16 protein-coding genes are annotated in these 17,113 nt (G+C 71.6%); 6 read left to right on the top strand and 10 right to left on the bottom strand.

What is annotated here, in order from left to right; all coding sequences use genetic code 11:
* The first annotated feature begins 41 nt into the window (after positions 1–41).
* A complete protein-coding gene (locus QP089_RS27440) occupies positions 42–650 on the top strand; it encodes a TIGR03086 family metal-binding protein (RefSeq protein WP_285915196.1) in 609 nt (202 codons plus the stop codon).
* Entirely contained in the window at positions 638–1,048 is a 411-nt protein-coding gene (locus QP089_RS27445) for a hypothetical protein (RefSeq protein ID WP_285915198.1), read from the top strand. Before QP089_RS27440 ends, QP089_RS27445 begins: the two co-directional genes overlap by 13 nt.
* Here the strand turns inward: QP089_RS27445 and QP089_RS27450 are convergent.
* Positions 1,012–1,389, bottom strand: coding sequence for a MerR family transcriptional regulator (locus tag QP089_RS27450; protein ID WP_285915199.1), 378 nt, complete (start codon positions 1,387–1,389; stop codon positions 1,012–1,014). The two genes, QP089_RS27445 and QP089_RS27450, sit on opposite strands and share 37 nt — an antisense overlap.
* Before the next feature lie 1,799 nt (positions 1,390–3,188).
* The gene (locus tag QP089_RS27455) at positions 3,189–4,415 is read right to left on the bottom strand and encodes an HNH endonuclease signature motif containing protein (protein ID WP_285915448.1); all 1,227 of its coding nucleotides are present in this window, start codon (positions 4,413–4,415) and stop codon (positions 3,189–3,191) included.
* A gap of 689 nt (positions 4,416–5,104) precedes the next feature.
* Between QP089_RS27455 and QP089_RS48870 the strand changes: the two genes are divergently transcribed.
* The 3 genes from QP089_RS48870 to QP089_RS27465 all read left to right on the top strand — a co-directional run bounded on the left by QP089_RS48870 (position 5,105) and on the right by QP089_RS27465 (position 6,533).
* On the top strand, positions 5,105–5,236 hold the full coding sequence (locus tag QP089_RS48870; RefSeq protein WP_353070627.1) for a histidine phosphatase family protein: 132 nt from the start codon (positions 5,105–5,107) through the stop codon (positions 5,234–5,236).
* A gap of 20 nt (positions 5,237–5,256) precedes the next feature.
* Positions 5,257–5,556: a histidine phosphatase family protein gene (locus QP089_RS48875; protein ID WP_353070628.1), complete on the top strand. Its 300-nt coding sequence runs from the start codon at positions 5,257–5,259 to the stop codon at positions 5,554–5,556.
* A gap of 107 nt (positions 5,557–5,663) precedes the next feature.
* A complete protein-coding gene (locus QP089_RS27465; protein ID WP_285915200.1) occupies positions 5,664–6,533 on the top strand; it encodes an LLM class F420-dependent oxidoreductase in 870 nt (289 codons plus the stop codon).
* 53 nt (positions 6,534–6,586) lie between these two features.
* On the opposite strand, the gene QP089_RS27470 is transcribed toward QP089_RS27465, so the two are convergent.
* A complete protein-coding gene (locus QP089_RS27470) occupies positions 6,587–7,027 on the bottom strand; it encodes a carboxymuconolactone decarboxylase family protein (protein WP_285915201.1) in 441 nt (146 codons plus the stop codon).
* 128 nt (positions 7,028–7,155) lie between these two features.
* On the opposite strand from QP089_RS27470, the gene QP089_RS27475 reads away from it, so the two are divergent.
* Positions 7,156–7,998: an isocitrate lyase/PEP mutase family protein gene (locus tag QP089_RS27475; protein ID WP_285915203.1), complete on the top strand. Its 843-nt coding sequence runs from the start codon at positions 7,156–7,158 to the stop codon at positions 7,996–7,998.
* Between the two features lie 19 nt (positions 7,999–8,017).
* Here QP089_RS27475 and sigJ read toward each other — a convergent pair whose 3' ends face one another.
* The 7 genes from sigJ to ppdK all read right to left on the bottom strand — a co-directional run bounded on the left by sigJ (position 8,018) and on the right by ppdK (position 17,105).
* The gene (sigJ, locus tag QP089_RS27480; protein ID WP_285915205.1) at positions 8,018–8,890 is read right to left on the bottom strand and encodes an RNA polymerase sigma factor SigJ; all 873 of its coding nucleotides are present in this window, start codon (positions 8,888–8,890) and stop codon (positions 8,018–8,020) included.
* Between the two features lies 1 nt (position 8,891).
* On the bottom strand, positions 8,892–9,341 hold the full coding sequence (locus QP089_RS27485; RefSeq protein WP_285915451.1) for a GtrA family protein: 450 nt from the start codon (positions 9,339–9,341) through the stop codon (positions 8,892–8,894).
* A gap of 113 nt (positions 9,342–9,454) precedes the next feature.
* Positions 9,455–10,657 carry an MFS transporter gene (locus tag QP089_RS27490; RefSeq protein WP_285915206.1) on the bottom strand — a complete coding sequence of 401 codons (1,203 nt, stop codon included), beginning with the start codon at positions 10,655–10,657 and terminating at the stop codon, positions 9,455–9,457.
* A 71-nt stretch (positions 10,658–10,728) separates the two neighbouring features.
* Complete coding sequence (locus tag QP089_RS27495; RefSeq protein ID WP_285915208.1) at positions 10,729–11,958, bottom strand: NAD(P)/FAD-dependent oxidoreductase; 1,230 nt, start codon at positions 11,956–11,958, stop codon at positions 10,729–10,731.
* A gap of 140 nt (positions 11,959–12,098) precedes the next feature.
* Positions 12,099–13,394 (bottom strand): deoxyguanosinetriphosphate triphosphohydrolase, encoded by a 1,296-nt coding sequence (locus QP089_RS27500; protein WP_285915210.1) that lies wholly within the window; start codon positions 13,392–13,394, stop codon positions 12,099–12,101.
* Positions 13,395–13,466: 72 nt separating this feature from the next.
* Positions 13,467–14,273 carry a YdcF family protein gene (locus tag QP089_RS27505; protein WP_285915212.1) on the bottom strand — a complete coding sequence of 269 codons (807 nt, stop codon included), beginning with the start codon at positions 14,271–14,273 and terminating at the stop codon, positions 13,467–13,469.
* Positions 14,274–14,399: 126 nt separating this feature from the next.
* Positions 14,400–17,105, bottom strand: coding sequence for a pyruvate, phosphate dikinase (gene ppdK / locus QP089_RS27510; protein ID WP_285915213.1), 2,706 nt, complete (start codon positions 17,103–17,105; stop codon positions 14,400–14,402).
* Positions 17,106–17,113: the final 8 nt, after the last annotated feature.

Genomic DNA, 17,113 nt, shown 5'->3' on the forward strand with positions numbered 1-17,113 from the left:
GGCCCTGTACCTGGGCCACTCACCGTTCCTACGGTGGACGTATGGACGTTCTCACCGAACTGCTCACCACCGACTTCCGCCCCTTGGACCGCAAGGCCGCCGACCTTTACCTCTCGGCCGTCGCCCAGGTGAAACCGGACGCGCTCGCCCTGCCGACGCCGTGCCCCGACTGGACGCTGCACGGCCTGCTCCGCCACCAGGTCAGCCAGGACCAGGGCTTCGCGGCCGCCGTCCGCGGCGACGGCGGCCGCCTGGCCAACTGGCACGGCGGCGACCTCGGCGACGACCCCTACGCCGCCGCCAAGGCGTCCCTCGACCTCGTCACCGAGGCCTTCGCCTCGGTGCCCCTCGACACCGGGCTCGTCCTCCCCGAGATCCGGGACGGCGGCCCCTTCCCCGCCGCACTAGCGATCAGCTTCCACTCCGTCGACCTGGTCGTGCACGCCTGGGACGTCGCCGCCACCATCGGCGCCCCCTGGGAACCCGGCGACGAGCTGCTGACCGCGTCCCTCAAGGTCGCGGCGATCGTCCCCACCGACGACCGCGGCCCCGGAACGGCCTTCGCGCCCGTCGTCCCGCCGGCGGACGGCACGTCCCCGAAGGACCGCCTCCTGACCCTCCTTGGCCGCTCCCCGTCGTGGAACCGCTGAAAAGCTGGCGCCCCGGACCCGCCGACGGCCGCGGACCCGTCCTGGTGAGCGTCACCGACTTCACCTGCGACCACGCGACCGACCTCCCGGAGGTCTACCGGGCCGGCCTGACCCTGCGCCGCGCCTGGCCCGACCTCCAGGGCGCGGTCGGCCTGTGGCTGTGGACGAAGCCGCTCCAACTGCGCTGCGGCTCCGTCTCCATCTGGGAGACCACCGAGGACCTGCACCGCTTCGTCGCCTGGCCCCCGCACGTCGCCATCATGCGCCGCTTCCGGAACCGCGGCGCCATCCGCGCCTCCACCTGGACCGCGGACGCCTTCGACCCCGCCGAGACCTGGACGCGCGCGGCGCGCGTCCTCGCTCAGACCGGCACTTCCTCGCAGACCGCGCCCCGATAGAAGCCGATCTTGAACTTGATGTGCTCCTGCTGCTCGCGCAGCCGGGCGATCTGCTCCTCCACCCGGCGATCGTGCTCCTGCAGCAGCTCCAGCCGCTCCTGCACGGTCTCGGCCCCGCCCCGCGCGAGCTCGGAGTACCGCAGCATCTCCGCGATCGGCATCCCCGTCTCGCGCAGGCAGCGCAGCATCCCGAGCCACTGCAGGTCGCTCTCGCTGAACACGCGCCGCCCCGACGCGTTCCGCGCGATCCCGGACAGCAGCCCGATCTTCTCGTAGTACCGCAACGTGTCGATGCTGAAGCCGCTCTTCTCGGCGGTCTCAGCCGGAGAGTAGGAACTCACGTTCCCAGGATCCCACCTGGAGCCCACTCCAGGTCAACCCACCGTCCACCCGGCAAAGCCAGACACATAGCCACTGACCAGCCAAAAGAACACCCCCACACGCCCTCAGCGAACGAGGAGACCGCCCCTGCACCAAGGAATCTCACGCGATACGAAAGATGATCAGCGTAAGGAGCCCTCCGAACGTGGCGTCAAGGCCGACCGACACGTGACAGACGGCACGCAAAGCAAGACCGAGCACGAAGCGAAGAGCGCGGCGCAGGCAAAGGATGGGCGCGACACTGGCGAGCGTGGCACCCGGCTGAAAGCTACGGAACACGCCAGACAAGGCGAGATCGACCGCAGACGAGCATTGGCAACCGAGCAAGCTAGCGCGCGCCATCGAGCAAACGCGGTCTACACGCGGACACGATGATGCGTCGACGGTCAAGCGTGGTCCACAGACGGCAAGCGTCCCGGGCGGGCGTCAGGTCCGACGGGTAGGTGCGCAGGCCGACAAGCGCGGCGCGCGGGCGACAAGCGCACCGGACAGTCGCGGCGGGTACACGCGACGGGCAGACGGGTGCCACGCACAGGTGGCCAGCACGATGCGCAGACAGGGCAGGCGCGGCGGGCAGGGTGTTGCAAGCATGGTGGACAGTCAGGCAGACGCGGCACAGGCAGACGAGAGCTCGGCGGCGATAAGCGCGCCGGACAAGCGGGCGGCGGGCAACGGCGGCGGGCAGTGCGTGGGCGAGGCAGGAGCGGTGCACAAGTAAGCAGGGGGTGGACGGTCCGGCGGCAGGGCGGTGCGCGGACGGGAAGAGGGTGTCGTCGCTAGGCATGGGAAGCGTGAAGGAGTGTTCGCGCTAGCAGGCGTGGGCGGGCATTCGGGACGGGTGCAAGCACGTTTTGGGGCAGGGGTGTTGGGTTGGCCGTGCGGTGGGGTGGCGCTGGCGTACGGGGCCGCCCCTCCAAAGTCAAGGGCGCCTTCGGCGTCGCTTCGCGATGGACTTCGTCCACCCTTGACTTTGGAGCCTCTGCGGCCCCTGAGGCAGCGCCAAGGGGCAGGCTCCGCCTGCCCCGCCCGGGTCGCGCCACCCCACCGCCCCCGAACCAGAGGACCAAGAGGCAGAGACGGAGAAGGAGACGACTCCCAGCGTGTATGGGGCGCCGACCTCACGCCGATGGTGCAGGGCAGGTCGGGGCGGGTCGCCTCACTCCCTGCATTCAGGAGAGACCAAGCCACCTGAGGGGCGCGTCGCTCCTGGGGCCGTGCCGTTCTGGAGTGCATAAGCGTGCCCTTGTGTTGGGCCGGGGTGTCCTTGCAGTCGGTCCGACCGGGTCCGTGCCGATAAGGCCAACGGCTCCTGGTGCCAACCGCGCCTACCGGCGTAGACGCTGGCTTGGCTGCACCACCGCGATCAGGGTCGCCCAGGCCCGCAACCGCAAGAAGCGAGGCAAGGGCAGTCGCGGTGGACGCCCGCCGGTGTGGTGCGAGCGGGGCCACCGAGCGGCGACGCGCAGTCGGGTACGGCATCAACGGGCTGAAACACCACCATGCCGTGGCCACCCGGTAGGAGGCCGTCGTCCGCATCCCGTTATGAGCGATGGGTCTCGAGCGGTACACCACGGTGGAGTGTGGTCGCCGCGCACGCCGCAACAAGGCAATGGCGAGGGGCCGGGGCGAGGGGCCCAGGTTCAGCTGATCGCAGCTGCTGCTGACGGAGCAGTGGAGGGTGGGAGTGATGTGGGGCATGCCGGTTCGCCCGAGATCCCATGTGGATTCGGGCGAACCGGCCATGTGCGGGTGGGGTTGGTTATGCGGCCCAGGTGATGGCGGGATCGGGTGGGCCGAGTGCGCCCGGCGGTCCGTTCCCGAGTTTGGTTCTTGACCTGGCGTCGGGTGGTGGCAGCAGCCGGTACACATACCGCCCGTCGGGATCTTTGCTGATCCCGATCTGCTTCCGGCTGGTGTGTTTGAAGCGGTTGTGCCATCCGCAGGTGAGCGTGAGCTGATCGATGTCGGTCGGACTGTGACCCAGGGCCCAGCCGTGGACGTGGTCGACCTCGCACAACGTCCCCGGAATCTCACACTCCCGCACCGCACACGTCGGATACAGCGTCTCCAAGACCCGGCGTTGGGCCGGGGTGGCGAACCGCTCCCGATAGCCCAGGTACAGCGGGTTGTGCCCGCGTCCCAGGATCAGCGGGGAGACTCCGGCTGCCAGTGCGATGCGGCGTACCTGCTCGGCCGGGATCGGTGTCCCGTCGATGAGGTGGCCTGGGGCATTGCCGCCGGTGATCGTCTCGAGGTCGCAGATGACGGTGACCTTGGTGGCCTTGTGTCCGCCCGACAGCACACTCGACAGCGCCGCCGCCGTTCGCTCGGCGACGTCACGGTGATCGTCGGGTCCGGCCGGCTTCGCAAGCGGAGCCAGCGTGCCGTCCCAGATCGCGGCGTCCTCGGCGTTCAGCCACCCCTTGATGTACCGACCACCGTCCAACGAACCGGAGCTGGTGACCCAGGACTTGGCGTAGCCGCGCTTGACTTCCTCGGGTTCGTGCTCGGTGTCGTCGCGTTCGGCGATGACGTCGCGGATCCGGTGACCGAACACCGCGATCTTCCCCGGCGAGAACCCCTGGCCGACCATCTCCAGCAGCTTGTTCTCTGCCTTGGCGCAGTCGGTGTCGTCCAGTCGGGCTACTGAGTCGGCGACCGTGACGGCGTACCCGTAGGACAGCTCTCCGGCCGCCAGTTGCTCGGTCACCTGCGGTAGGCGGTGGCGTTGCCGCGCCAGTGTGAGGCGTTCTTTGGCGCGGTTCTCGCGCATGCCCAGGCGGGACCGCAGCCACGCCCGTGTGGAGGGAAATCCCCACCTCTGCTGCTCTCCGGTGGCATCAACCCGGCCGATGAAACCGGCCAGGGCGCTTTCTTGCATATCGCAGGCGGCGGCCAGGTCTTCGGTGAGTTCCAGGCACGCGGCCGCCGATTCCGGGGCCTGGCGTTGGGCGAGTTCAGTGGCGATCGTTGAGAGCGCGTTCACCAATTCCATGGTGGACGCGCCCGCAAGGTCGACCGTCACTGACTGCATACCTAAAGTGTACCCCAAGTGACCGACAATTGCGCGCAGAGCGGGGGCCTTCTTTCTTGCTGATCAGTGGAAAGATATTGCTCAGTGCGCCTCGATTTTGCTCACCTTTGCCTGGTCGGTGAATTGTCTCTTTGGGGTGGCTTGTCGAGCACGCGGACGGATGGGGGCGGTGGGGTGGCGCGACCCGGGCGGGGCAGGCGGAGCCTGCCCCTTTGGCGCTGCCTCAGGGGCCGCAGAGGCTCCAAAGTCAAGGGTGGACGAAGTCCATCGCGAAGCGACGCCGAAGGCGCCCTTGACTTTGGAGGGGCGGCCCCGTACGCCAGCGCCACCCCACCGCCCGAACACCCTTCTTGCCGCTCAGCCGAACACCCTTACTGATCTTGAACTCCAAATACCCCCATTCTCCAAACCATCCATAGCATGAACCGCCATGCACAAGACCCGCACACCACGAAACAACAAGTACGACCACCGCCGATACCATCCTCCGATGGACGGTGTGCTTGAAATGATGTGCCTTCGGCATGCCGAGGCAGAGAATGTCGTGGCCAAGGCGGCCGGGGCGCTTCCTGGGGCGTTGCTGACCGAGCGTGGGCGCCGGCAGGCCGTAGCGGTCGCGCGCGTTGCCCGCGGTCGACCACGTGTACGCCAGCACGGCGGAGCGCGCGTACCGGACGGCGGAGGCGATCGGGCGGGTCCACGGGGCAAAGGTCACGGGGATGGCGGGGCTGGTCGAAGCGGGAATCGGCGGGCTGGTGCGACGGGTCCGGTGACGAGGGCCCGGACCGCCGAGGTGCTCCGGGCCTGGGTCGTGGACGGGCGGCTCGACGAGCGGGTGGCCGACGGGGAGACGGGGCGCGCGGTGGTCGAGCGGGTGGTGGCCGCGTTCAAGATGATCGCGGCGGAGCATCGGCACGGCGGCAAGGTCGCCGTGGTTGGGCATGTGGCGAGCCTGACCGTGGGGCTGAGTGTGCTGTGCGGGCTCGGCTCTCGGGTCTGGGGCGCGCCGTTGCCGCATGCCGCGCCGTTCCCGGTGCTGGTGGACGATCAGGGCTGGCGTTGTGCGGCCTGGCCGGGGTGCGAACAAACCTGAAGACTGGGCCGGGAACGGGCGGGTATCCAGCGGGGACCAGGACTTGACCTGGAGTGCGGTCCAGGTCGCAGAGTTGACGGCAGACACGACGACACGAGGGATCACCCATGCGCATCGGACTCCAGGTTCCCAGTTTCACGTTCCCCGGCGGGCCGGAGGAGATCGGCCCCACGTTCGGCCGGATCGCCAGAGAGGCCGACCAGGGCGGGCTCCACTCGCTGTGGGTCATGGACCACTTCTTCCAGATCAGCATGGTGGGGCCGGCGGAGGAGCCGATGCTGGAGGGCTACTCCGCGCTGGCGTACGCGGCGGCGCTGACGGAGCGGATCACGCTCGGCACGCTGGTCACCGGCGTGACGTACCGGCATCCCGGCATCCTGGTGAAGACGGTGACGACGCTGGACGTCCTGTCGGGCGGGCGGGCGTGGCTGGGCATCGGCGCGGCGTGGAACGACGAGGAGTCGCGCGGGCTCGGCGTGCCGTTCCCGCCGACGGCGGAGCGGTTCGAGCGGCTGGAGGAGACGCTGCGGATCGCGCACCAGATGTGGAAGGGCGACGAGTCGGCGTTCGAGGGCGAGCACTACTCGCTGGAGCGCCCGCTGAACTCGCCGCCGGCGCTGCGCCGGCCGCATCCGCCGATCCTGATCGGCGGGACGGGCGAGAAGAAGACGCTGCGGTTCGTCGCCAAGTACGCCGACGCCTGCAACATCTTCGACGGCGACGACCTGCCCCGCAAGCTGGACGTCCTGCGTGAGCACTGCGAGCGGGAGGGGCGCGACTACGCCGAGATCGAGAAGACCTCGCTGAGCTTCTTCCCCGAGACGCCGTCGGTCGGCGCGGCCGTCGACACCATCGGGCGGCTCGCGGAGCACGGCATCGACCAGGTGATGTTCTCGCAGGGCACCGGGCAGGACCTGACCGGGATCCTCGCCGAGGCGCTGACGCAGACGGAGAAGATCGTTCCGGCGGGTCGCTGAGCCCTGTCCGGCCCGCGTCCCGCCGAGAAGCGGGGCGCGGGCCGCAAGTCCGGTCAGTTCCGCGCGGGCGGCTTCATGTGCAGCGGGACGCCGAACAGGTTGAGCGCGTTGATCAGCGATACCAGGGCGACGAGGTCGCCGGCCTCGCGGTCGTCCGGGTAGTGCTTGCGCAGCGTCTCCCACACCTCGTCGCTCACCGGCTCGCGGCGGGTGGCGGCCTCGGTGTAGGCGAGCGCGGCGCGTTCGGCGTCGGTGTAGAGCGGCGACTCCCGCCACACCGTCAGGTGGTGGAGGCGTTCCTCGGGTTCGCCGAGGGCCCGGAAGTCCCGGGTGTGCCGGTCCACGCAGAACGCGCAGCCGTTCAGCTGGGAGGCCCGGATCTTGATGAGCTCCTGGGTCGGCCGGGCCAGCGGCCCCCGGTGGATGTGCCCGGCGATGGTCATGAACCCCTGGTAGACCTCGGGGGTCGCCTCCTGCATGAGCAAGCGCGGCATGGTGCTTCTCCCTTCGTCGCCAGGGAGACGACGCACCGCCCCACCGTGTGACAGGCGCAATCGGCTCAGTCGAATGAAGCAGTATTGGCTCTTTCACTGGGCCGGTCGACGGTCCTAGGTTCGGCCGCATGGCAGCGAACAACGAGAAGGCCCGGCTCTTCAGGTCGTACCACGACGGATTGCTCGTCCTGCCGAACGCCTGGGACGCGTGCAGCGCCGTGGTGATCGAGCGGGCCGGGGCGTCCGCGATCGCCACGTCCAGCGCGGCGGTGTCGTGGGCGCTCGGCAGCCCGGACGGGCAGCGCCTCGGCCGCGACGCGATGGCGGCGGCGGTCGGCCGGATCGCGGGCGCGGTGGACGTCCCGGTGACCGCGGACATCGAGGGCGGCTACGGGCCGGACCCGAAGGACGTGGCCGCCACGGTCGAGGCCGTCGTGGAGGCGGGCGCGGCGGGGATCAACCTGGAGGACTCCCCCGGCCCGGCGGGCGACCCGCTGGTCGCGCCGGACGCGCAGGCCGAGCGGATCACAGCCGCCTGCGAGGCGGCGACCCGCGCAGGCGCGCCCGACCTGGTGGTGAACGCGCGGACCGACGTCTTCTTCCACCAGGTCGGAGACCCGTCGGGCCGGCTCGACGAGGTGATCGCGCGGGCGCGGACGTACGCGGAGGCGGGTGCGGCCTGCCTGTTCGTCCCCGGCCTGCTGGATCTGGGCCTCCTGAAGACGCTGGCCGCCGCGGTCCCGATGCCGGTGAACGCGGGCCTGTTCTTCGCGGGCGGCCCGACGGTCGCACAGCTGGCGCAGGCGGGCGTGCGGCGGGTCAGCGTGGGGACGGCGCTGGCCGGCGCGGCCTACACCGCCGTCCAGCGCGCGACGGAGGCGTTCCTCGCGGACGGCGATCTGGACGCGACCGCCGGGAGCCTGTCGCCGCTGGACCTCGACGCGGCGATGAGCCGGGCGGCCGCCCGGTAGCGGTCCCGAGGGCGAGAGGTCACCAGTTCAGGGTCGCGCGGGCGGCGGCGAGCTTGTAGGGGTTGAGGACGCGGCGGACCGCGACGATCCGCCCGTCCCGGATCTCCAGCGTGTCGACGGCGGCGAGGCGGCCCGCCCCGTTGCGCACCAGCAGCGCCGGCTCCCCGTTGACCTCGGCGGGCACGAGCGCGAACCGGTTGCGGACGGCGACCCGCAGCAGCGTGGCGGCGACCCGCGCCGCACCCGCGATGATCTTGCGGGCGGCGAACACGTGGCCGCCGCCGTCGGTGGTGTAGGTGGCGTCCGGGTCGAGCAGCGCCATCAGGGCCGCCTCGTCGCGGCGCTCGTAGGCGGACCGGAACTCGCGCAGCACCCGTTCCCGCTCCCCTGCGCGGGCGGGGCGGGACGGGGACGCCGCGGCGACCTTGCGGCGGGCGCGCGACGCGAGCTGCCGGCACGCGGCGGGGCTCTTGCCGAGCACCTCCGCGATGGCGTCGTAGGGCACGTCGAACGCCTGGTGCAGGACGAACGCGACCCGCTCGGGCGGCGACAGCTCCTCCAGCACGAGCAGCATCGCGGTGCCGGCGGTCTCGTCGACCAGCACGGGCTCGGCAGCGTCGGGGCCGGTCAGCAGCGGTTCGGGCAGCCAGGGCCCGACGTAGTCGACGCGGCGCGCGTGCGCGGAGCCGAGCACGTCGTAGGCGCGCCGCGCGGCGACGGTGATCAGCCAGGCGCGCAGGTCGCGGACGTCGTCGAGGGGCTCGCGGGCGGAGGCGCGCAGCCACACGTCCTGGACGACGTCCTCGGCGTCGGCGACGCTGCCGGTGATCCGGTAGGCGGCCCCGAACACCGCGGGCCGGTGCGCCGCCCACTCGTCGTCGAGGCGTCCCAACTCAGGCGGCCGCCGTGGTGAAGACCCACTTCTTGTACGACCAGTAGCGGAACGCCGAGCTGAGCACGACGCCGGCGAGGAGGCCGAGGTTGTAGGCGACCCCGCCGTGCAGGCCGAGGGTGTAGTAGGTGAAGCCGGTGCACAGGATCTGGATCGCGAGCCCGACGCCGTTCAGCGCGAAGAAGATCGCGAAGCGGCCGGAGCCGTCGCTGTCGCGGTGCCGGAACGTCCAGTAGCGGTTGAGCAGGTAGGAGCTCAGCGTGGACGCGACGGTCGGCACGGCGACGCTGGTCACCGGGCTGCCGCCGAGCCGGGCGCGCATGAGGTTCGCGCCGAAGATCATGATGAGGGTGCCGACGAAACCGACGAGGCCGAAGCTGAGCAGTTCCTGGAAGAACGCCCGGTAGGCCGGTGCGGACGAGACCGTTCTCGCCGGTCTCGACCGCTGCATGGTACTCACTCGCCCAGACCTTACCTGAACGGTACATATAACGACGTCACAACCCCGCTGAAACGGTCCGACCCCTTCACGGCCCGCCCGCTCACAGAAGGTGCGCCCGCCGGTCAGCGTTCGGCGGTGCCCGCCGCCGGCGCCAGCAGGACGATCAGCGCGGCGAGCCCGGCCGGGACGGCCAGCGCCCACGCCAGTCCCACGCCTTGGGCGATGAATCCGATGACGGGCGGGCCGCCGAGCAGGCCGAGGTAGCCGACGCCGGTCACCCGGGAGATCCCGGCGGCGGCCGGCACGCCGGGGACGTTGCCGGCGGCGCTGAACGTGACGGGCGCCACGACCGCGATGCCGAGGCCGAACAGCGTGAAACCGGACACGGCGGCCACCGGGTTCGCCGCCGCGAGCCCGAGGGCGAGGCCGAGCGCGGCGACGAGGGATCCGATCCGCAGCACGGCGACGGGCCCGAACCGGGCGACGACGCGGTCGCCGGCGAGCCGTCCCGCGGTCATCGCGATCGCGCATCCGGCGTAGCCGAGCCCGGCCGCGCCGGGCCCGGTGCCGAGGCTTTCCCGCAGGTAGATGGCGCTCCAGTCGGCCATCGCGCCCTCGCCCACGAACGAGCACAGCCCGATGACGCCGAGCATGACCAGCGGCCACCGGGCGGCCCGGACGGCCGTCGACCGCCGCCGCGCGGACGGCGCGTCCGCGTCCCCGGGAGCGTCGTCCACTTCCGGCGGCACGTCGATGGAACGATCCAACAAGTCGCGGCAGCCGACCGCCAGCAGCAGCACCAGCACCACCGCCGCGAGCGTGAGGTGCACCGCCACGGGGACGCCCGCATGCGCCGCCGCCGACCCGACCAGCGCCGACAGCAGCGTCCCGATGCTGTAGTACCCGTGCAGGCCCGACATCAGCGGGCGCCCGTAGCCGCGCTCGACGGCGACGCCCTGGGCGTTCATCGCCACGTCCATCAGGCCGAGCGACCCGCCCATCAGCACCAGCGAGCAGATCAGCGACGCGAGGTTCCACGACAGCCCCAGCGGGACCAGCGCCAGCGCGCCCGCGGTCCCGGCGGCGACCGTCGTGGCGCGGCTGCCCCAGCGGTCCACGATCCAACCGGCGAACCGGACGGCGGCGACGACGCCGACCGGCGCGCCGAGCAGCGCGACGCCCATCGTCCCCGCGCTCAGCCCGAGGTGCTCCTTGATCTGCGGGATGCGCGCCACCCAGGCCGCGCCGAGCAGGCCGTGCGCCACGAACGCCACCGTCACCGCCAGGCGCGCCCGCGCCGGCGCGGCGATCTCGTCTGTCACCACCCGGCCGACTGTACGTGCCTTACACCGGGGCCCGATACGGCCGGGCGGTGAGAAAGATCAGGAGGCCCGGGTCAGGCCGCGAGATCGGCCAGCGGCACCCCGGGGTCGGCGAGCCGGGCGGCGTCGACCTGCCGTCCGGAGCGGATCAGCGCCTGCACGTCGCCGGTGACGTCCCAGACGTTGACGTTCATCCCGCCGACGACCCGGCCCTCGTTCAGCCAGAACGCGATGAACTCGCGGGAGGCGACGTCGCCCCGGTAGACGACCTGGTCGTACTCCCCCGGCGCGGCGACGCCCGACATCTCCATCCCGAGGTCGTACTGGTCGCTGAAGAAGTACGGGACGCGGTCGTACACGACGTCCCGGCCGAGCATGGCGCGGGCGGCGGCGGGCCCGCCGTTCAGCGCGTTCGCCCAGTGCTCGACGCGGATGCGGCGGCCGAGCAGGGGGTTGTAGGCGTTGGCGACGTCGCCCGCGGCGTAGATGTCGGGGTCGGAGGTGCGCAGCGACTGGTCGACGAGGACGCCGTCGGAGACCTCCAGCCCGGCCTGCTCGGCGAGCCGCGTGTTCGGCCGGACGCCGATGCCGACGACGACCACGTCCGCGGGCACCTCGGCGCCGCCGGAGGTGACCACGGCCGACACCTGCCCGGCGCCCCAGAACCCGGCGACGCCCTGGTCGAGGCGCACGTCCACGCCGTGGTCGTGGTGCAGGTCGGCGAAGACGCGGCCGAGCTCGGGGCCGAGCGCGGCGTGCAGCGGCGCGGGCTCCGGCTCGATGAGCGTGACGTCGTTGCCGTACGCGCGGGCGGCGGCGGCCGCCTCCAGCCCGATCCAGCCGGCCCCGGCGACGACGACGCGCCGGCCGCCGTGCGCGAACGCCTGCTTGAGCTCCGCCGAGTCGGCCATGGTGCGCAGGTAGTGGATGCCCTGGAGCTTGGAGCCCGGCACGTCGAGGCGGCGAGGGGACGCTCCGGTCGTCAGCAGCAGCTTGCCGTAGCCGATCGGCTCCTTGGTCGACAGCCGCACCTCGTGGGCCGCCCGGTCGATCGAGGCGACCGAGACGCCGACGCGCAGCTCGACGTCGTGCTTGTCGTACCAGTCGGCCTCGTGCACGTGCGCCTTGTCCCGCGGTTCCTTGTCCAGCAGGAACCCCTTGGACAGCGGCGGACGCTCGTACGGACGCTCGATCTCCTCGCCGATCAGCAGCACGCGGCCCGCGAAGCCCTCCTCGCGGAGCGTCTCCGCCGCCTTGGCTCCGGCAAGGCCGGCACCGACGATGACGAACGTCTCCTCGGGCATGGCGACCTCCTGTAGTTGACTTGTAGTTATCCCTACAGCGGCCTCCGTGACGAGACAAGGGTCATCGTCGGGCGCGTCGGGGCGGAAGGCACGCACCCGGCCCGCTAGCGGGCCGCCCGAAGCGCGCGCTATCAGCGGGGCTACTGCGGCCGGCCGCCGAGGAGGCGGTGGCGGGCCATCGCCGACAGGTCGGTGAGGGAGGCGATCTGGTCGACGACGGCGCGCAGCCGGGCCGCGTCGTCGCGCGCGTCCACGAACGCCTCCCGGAACCCGGGGTCGAGCGAGCCGGGCGCGCCGACGAGCATCATCTCGGCCAGTTCGGTGATCAGGGTGCGCTGGCGGGCCCTGACCTCCTCGTGGCTGATCCACACGTAGTGCGCGGTGATGCCCTTGAGCAGGGCGTTCTCCAGCCGCTGCTGGCGCGGGACGATCAGCTCCGCGGCGTAGCGGGTGAGCGGCCGGTCGCCGTGGGCGGCGCGGGTGGCGGTCTCGGCGGCCAGGCAGAACCGGCCGATGAGCGTGCTGGTGAGGTTCTTGAGCGCGGCGAGGCTGCGCGGCGTGCCGTCGTAGCGGTCCGGCCAGTACGGCTCGGCGAGCAGCGCGGCGAACCGCTCCTCCAGCTCGTTCAGATCGGCGTCGGTGCAGTACAGCTTGGCGGCGGTGGCGGCGACGAGGCGGCGCTCGGACGGGTCGGCGAGCCGCGCGAAATCGACGTGCCCGGCGACGAGCGCGTCCTCGAGGTCGTGGACGGAGTAGGCGACGTCGTCGCTCCAGTCCATGACCTGGGCCTCGAAGCAGGTCCGGCCGGGCGGGGCGCCCTCGCGGACCCAGCGGGCGACGTCCACGTCGTCGGCGTACACGCCGAACTTGCCGTTGACGGCGTCCTGCTGCGTCCACGGGTACTTCATCGCGGCGTCGAGGGCCGCGCGGGTCAGGTTGAGGCCGACGCTGCGGCCGTGCAGGGGCGGGCCGTCCGGGGCGAACGACTTGGGCTCCAGCCGAGTCAGCACGCGCAGGCTCTGCGCGTTGCCCTCGAAGCCGCCGCAGTCGCGGGCGACGACGGCGAGGGCGGACTCGCCGTTGTGCCCGAACGGCGGGTGCCCGATGTCGTGCGACAGGCAGGCCGTCTCGACCAGGTCGGGGTCGCAGCCGAGGGACTTGCCGAGCTCCCGGCCGACCTGGGCGCATTCGAGCGAGTGGGTGAGCCGGGTGCGCAGGCTCTGCACGGTGTCGGCAGCGGCGTCCGCGCCCGGCGAGGCGACCTGGGTCTTGGCGGCGAGCCGGCGCAGCGCGGCGCTGTGCAGCACGCGGGCCCGGTCGCGTTCGAACGCCGTGCGGTCACGGCGCTTGGCGGACTCGGGCGCCCAGCGCAGCCGGTCGGTCGCCGAATATGCGGACGCCGCCGAGCGGCCGGTCCGTGGTGGGTTCTGGGTCATGTCCTTCCAGAGTAAGCGGGCAAAGGGAGAGTAAGCAGGCATGGCCCGCCGTGTCTCGGGAAATGTGGTGCCTCAGCGGGTAGGCGAGCCGCTGGGGGACGCGGTGCCCGCGGGGCCGGGCGACACGGTCGCCGTCGGGTCGCCGTGAATGATCTTGATGGTCTCGCTGGGCGTCTTCACGCTCTTGCCGAGCAGCACGTACGACAGGTACGCGCCGGTCTCCCGGACGATGTAGTGGAACTGGGTGTCGCGGGTCTGCACGCTCGGGCCGCTGCGGGTCGGCGACGCGGCCGCGGTGATCCCGCTGTCCTCCGCCATCCGCTTGGACCGCAGCGCGTGCCACGGGTCGGTGACGATCACACCGGACGACCAGTGCCGCGCCTTGTAGGCCTTGCCGACCGCCTTCATGCTCTCCAGCGTGTCGCGGCCGACCGGCACCGCGACGACCTTGGACGCGGGCAGGCCGCCGTGCTCGATCAGCCAGCGGCGCCCGGAGTCGGCCTCGGTGTAGTTGTCGCCGGGCGCCCTGCCGCCGACGGTGACGATCGCGGGCGCGACCTTGTCGCGGTACAGGTCCAGGGCGTGCTGGAGGCGCCACCGCAGCGTCGGGGACGGCACGCCGTTGTACTGCGCGGCGCCGAGCACGATGATCGCGTCCGAGCGCGGGCGCTCGTCCTGCCGGGCCTGGTACCAGACCCGGGCGCCGACGGTCAGCGGGGTCAGCACGACCACGGCGAGGATCCCGCACAGGACGGTGACCGAGACCCTGAACCAGAGCGGCCTCGTGCGCCGCCCGCGCCTGTTGCGGCCGCGCGGGCGCTCCTCGGTCTCCTCCGGCTCGTCCGGGTCCTGGTCCGGCAACTCCACTTCCAACGTCATCGCTCTGGACACGTTAGTGAGATGGTCCGGCGGGCGTCCGGGGTTCGCGGACCCGGCGTGTTGCGCGCCCCACATTTCTCCCGTACCGGGCGGCCGGCGCGCGAACGGCCGACCGCCCGGGACGGATCAGCGGGCGCCGCCGGAGCCGTCCGCCTCGATCGCGGCGCGGCCGGCCTCCAGCCGCGCCACCGGTACCCGGAACGGCGAGCAGGACACGTAGTCCAGGCCGACCTCGTGGCAGAAGTGCACCGAGTCGGGGTCGCCGCCGTGCTCGCCGCAGATGCCGAGCTTGATGCCCGGCCGCGCCTTGCGGCCCTCCTCGGCGGCGATCCGGACGAGCCGCCCGACGCCGTCGCGGTCGAGGGTCTCGAACGGCGACACCCCGAAGATGCCGAGCTCCAGGTAGCGGGAGAAGAACGCCGCCTCGACGTCGTCGCGGGAGAAGCCCCACGTCGTCTGGGTGAGGTCGTTGGTGCCGAAGGAGAAGAACTCGGCGGCCTCGGCGATCTGCCCGGCGGTCAGCGCCGCCCGCGGCAGCTCGATCATGGTGCCGACCAGCGCCGGGACGTCCACGCCGCTGGACCGCCCGACCTCCTCCAGGATGCCGCGCGCCTCGTCGCGGACGGCCTCCAGCTCCTGCACCGCGCCGACGAGCGGGATCATGATCTCCGGGCGGGGGTCGCCGCCGGCGCTCCGGCGGGCCGCGGCGGCCTCGGCGATCGCGCGCACCTGCATGGCGAACAGGCCCGGAATCACCAAACCGAGCCGCACGCCGCGCAGCCCCAACATAGGGTTCTGCTCGTGCAGTCGGGTGACTGCTTCGAGCAGTCTCCGGTCCTTGGGGTCCGCGCCGTCGCCGGCGAGGGCCACCCTGACCGACAGCTCGGTGAGGTCGGGGAGGAACTCGTGCAGCGGCGGGTCGATGAGCCGGATCGTGACCGGCAGCCCGTCCATGGCCTCGAAGATGCCCTCGAAGTCCTGCTTCTGCAGCGGCTCCAGGGCGTCCAGCGCGGCCTGCCGCTCCTGGTCGCCCTCGGCGAGGATGAGCTCCTCGACCAGCTGGCGCCGGTCGCCGAGGAACATGTGCTCGGTGCGGCACAGCCCGATGCCCTGCGCGCCGAACCGGCGGGCCCGCGCGGCGTCCTCGGCGTTGTCGGCGTTGGCGCGCACCGCCATCGCCGCCCTCGCGTCGGCGTGCTCCATGATGCGGTTCACCGCGACGACCAGTTCGTCGCCGTCCTCGGCGGAGAGCTCGCCTTCGAAGTACCGGACGACCGGGGAGTCCTCGACCGGGACCTCGCCGAGGTAGACCTCGCCGGACGAGCCGTCGATGGAGATGACGTCGCCCTCGTTCACGGTGACGTCGCCGGGAGCGGTGAACGTCCCGGCCTTGACGTCGACGTCGAGTTCCTCGGCGCCGCACACGCAGGTCTTGCCCATGCCGCGGGCGACGACGGCGGCGTGCGAGGTCTTGCCGCCGCGGGAGGTCAGCACGCCCTTCGCGGCGACCATGCCGGACAGGTCGTCGGGGTTGGTCTCGCGGCGGACGAGGATCACGTCCTCGCCCTGATCGGCCAGCTCGACGGCCCGCTCGGAGGTGAACACGACCTTGCCGACGGCCGCGCCCGGCGAGGCGTTCATCCCCTTGGTCAGCTTCTGGACGCCGTCGACCTTGCTGGCGAACCGGGGGAACATCAGCTGCGCGAGCTGGTCGCCGGTGACGCGGCGGGCCGCCTCGTCCAGGTCGATGAGCCCCTGGTCGTGCAGCTGGCAGGCGATGCGGAACGCCGCGGCGGCGGTCCGCTTGCCGACCCGGGTCTGCAGCATCCACAGCTTCCCGCGCTCGATCGTGAACTCGATGTCGCACATGTCGCGGTAGTGGTTCTCGAGCGTCTCCATGATCTCGAGAAGCCGGTCGTAGGACGCCTTGTCGATCCGCTCCAGATCCTTCAGCGGAACCGTGTTGCGGATGCCGGCGACGACGTCCTCGCCCTGCGCGTTCTGCAGGTAGTCGCCGTAGATGCCCTGCTGCCCGGACGCGGGGTCGCGGGTGAAGGCGACGCCCGTCCCCGAGTCCATCCCCATGTTGCCGAAGACCATCGAGCAGATGTTGACGGCGGTACCGAGGTCGACGGGAATGCGCTCCTGGCGGCGGTACAGGATCGCGCGGGGCGCGTTCCAGGACTCGAACACCGCCTGGGTGGCCAGGTCCATCTGCTCGCGCGGGTCGGTCGGGAACTCGCGGCCGGCCTGCTCGCGGACGATCGTCTTGAACCGCTCCACCAGCTCCTTGAAGTCGTCGGCGGTGAGGTCGACGTCGTCCTCGGTGCCGCGGGCGCGCTTGACGTCCTCGATCGCGTCCTCGAACAGGTCGCCGTCGACGTCCAGCACCGTCTTGCCGAACATCTGGATCAGCCGGCGGTAGGAGTCCCACGCGAACCGCTGTCGCTCTGTTTCCGTGCCCCCCACTTGGGCGGCAAGGCCGTGCACCGACTCGTCGTTGAGACCGACGTTCAGGACGGTCTCCATCATCCCGGGCATGCTGAACTTGGCGCCCGACCGCACGCTGACCAGCAGCGGGTCGTCGGGCTGGCCCAGCTTCTTGCCCATCGCCTTCTCCAGGGCGGCGAGGTGGGTGTTCACCTCCTCCGCCAGCCCCTCGGGCAGGGTCCCGTGCTCAAGGTAGTGCCGGCAGGCCTCCGCGGTGATCGTGAACCCGGGAGGCACGGGCAGGCCGAGGTTGGTCATCTCGGCCAGGTTGGCTCCCTTGCCGCCCAGCAGATCCTTGAGGTCCTTGTTTCCCTCGGTGAAGTCGTACACGAACTTCGGCACGGGGAGCT

It is taken from the genome of Actinomadura opuntiae (assembly GCF_030283205.1).
Lineage (GTDB): Bacteria > Actinomycetota > Actinomycetes > Streptosporangiales > Streptosporangiaceae > Spirillospora.

Excerpts from the sequence above, each read along its gene's own strand:
- QP089_RS27440 (WP_285915196.1), top strand. The coding sequence starts at position 42 with ATGGACGTTCTCACCGAACTGCTCACCACCGACTTCCGCCCCTTGGAC.
- QP089_RS27465 (WP_285915200.1), top strand. The coding sequence starts at position 5,664 with ATGCGCATCGGACTCCAGGTTCCCAGTTTCACGTTCCCCGGCGGGCCG.
- QP089_RS27470 (WP_285915201.1), bottom strand. The coding sequence starts at position 7,027 with ATGCCGCGCTTGCTCATGCAGGAGGCGACCCCCGAGGTCTACCAGGGG.
- QP089_RS27475 (WP_285915203.1), top strand. The coding sequence starts at position 7,156 with ATGGCAGCGAACAACGAGAAGGCCCGGCTCTTCAGGTCGTACCACGAC.
- QP089_RS27485 (WP_285915451.1), bottom strand. The coding sequence starts at position 9,341 with ATGCAGCGGTCGAGACCGGCGAGAACGGTCTCGTCCGCACCGGCCTAC.
- QP089_RS27495 (WP_285915208.1), bottom strand. The coding sequence starts at position 11,958 with ATGCCCGAGGAGACGTTCGTCATCGTCGGTGCCGGCCTTGCCGGAGCC.
- QP089_RS27500 (WP_285915210.1), bottom strand. The coding sequence starts at position 13,394 with ATGACCCAGAACCCACCACGGACCGGCCGCTCGGCGGCGTCCGCATAT.
- QP089_RS27505 (WP_285915212.1), bottom strand. The coding sequence starts at position 14,273 with ATGACGTTGGAAGTGGAGTTGCCGGACCAGGACCCGGACGAGCCGGAG.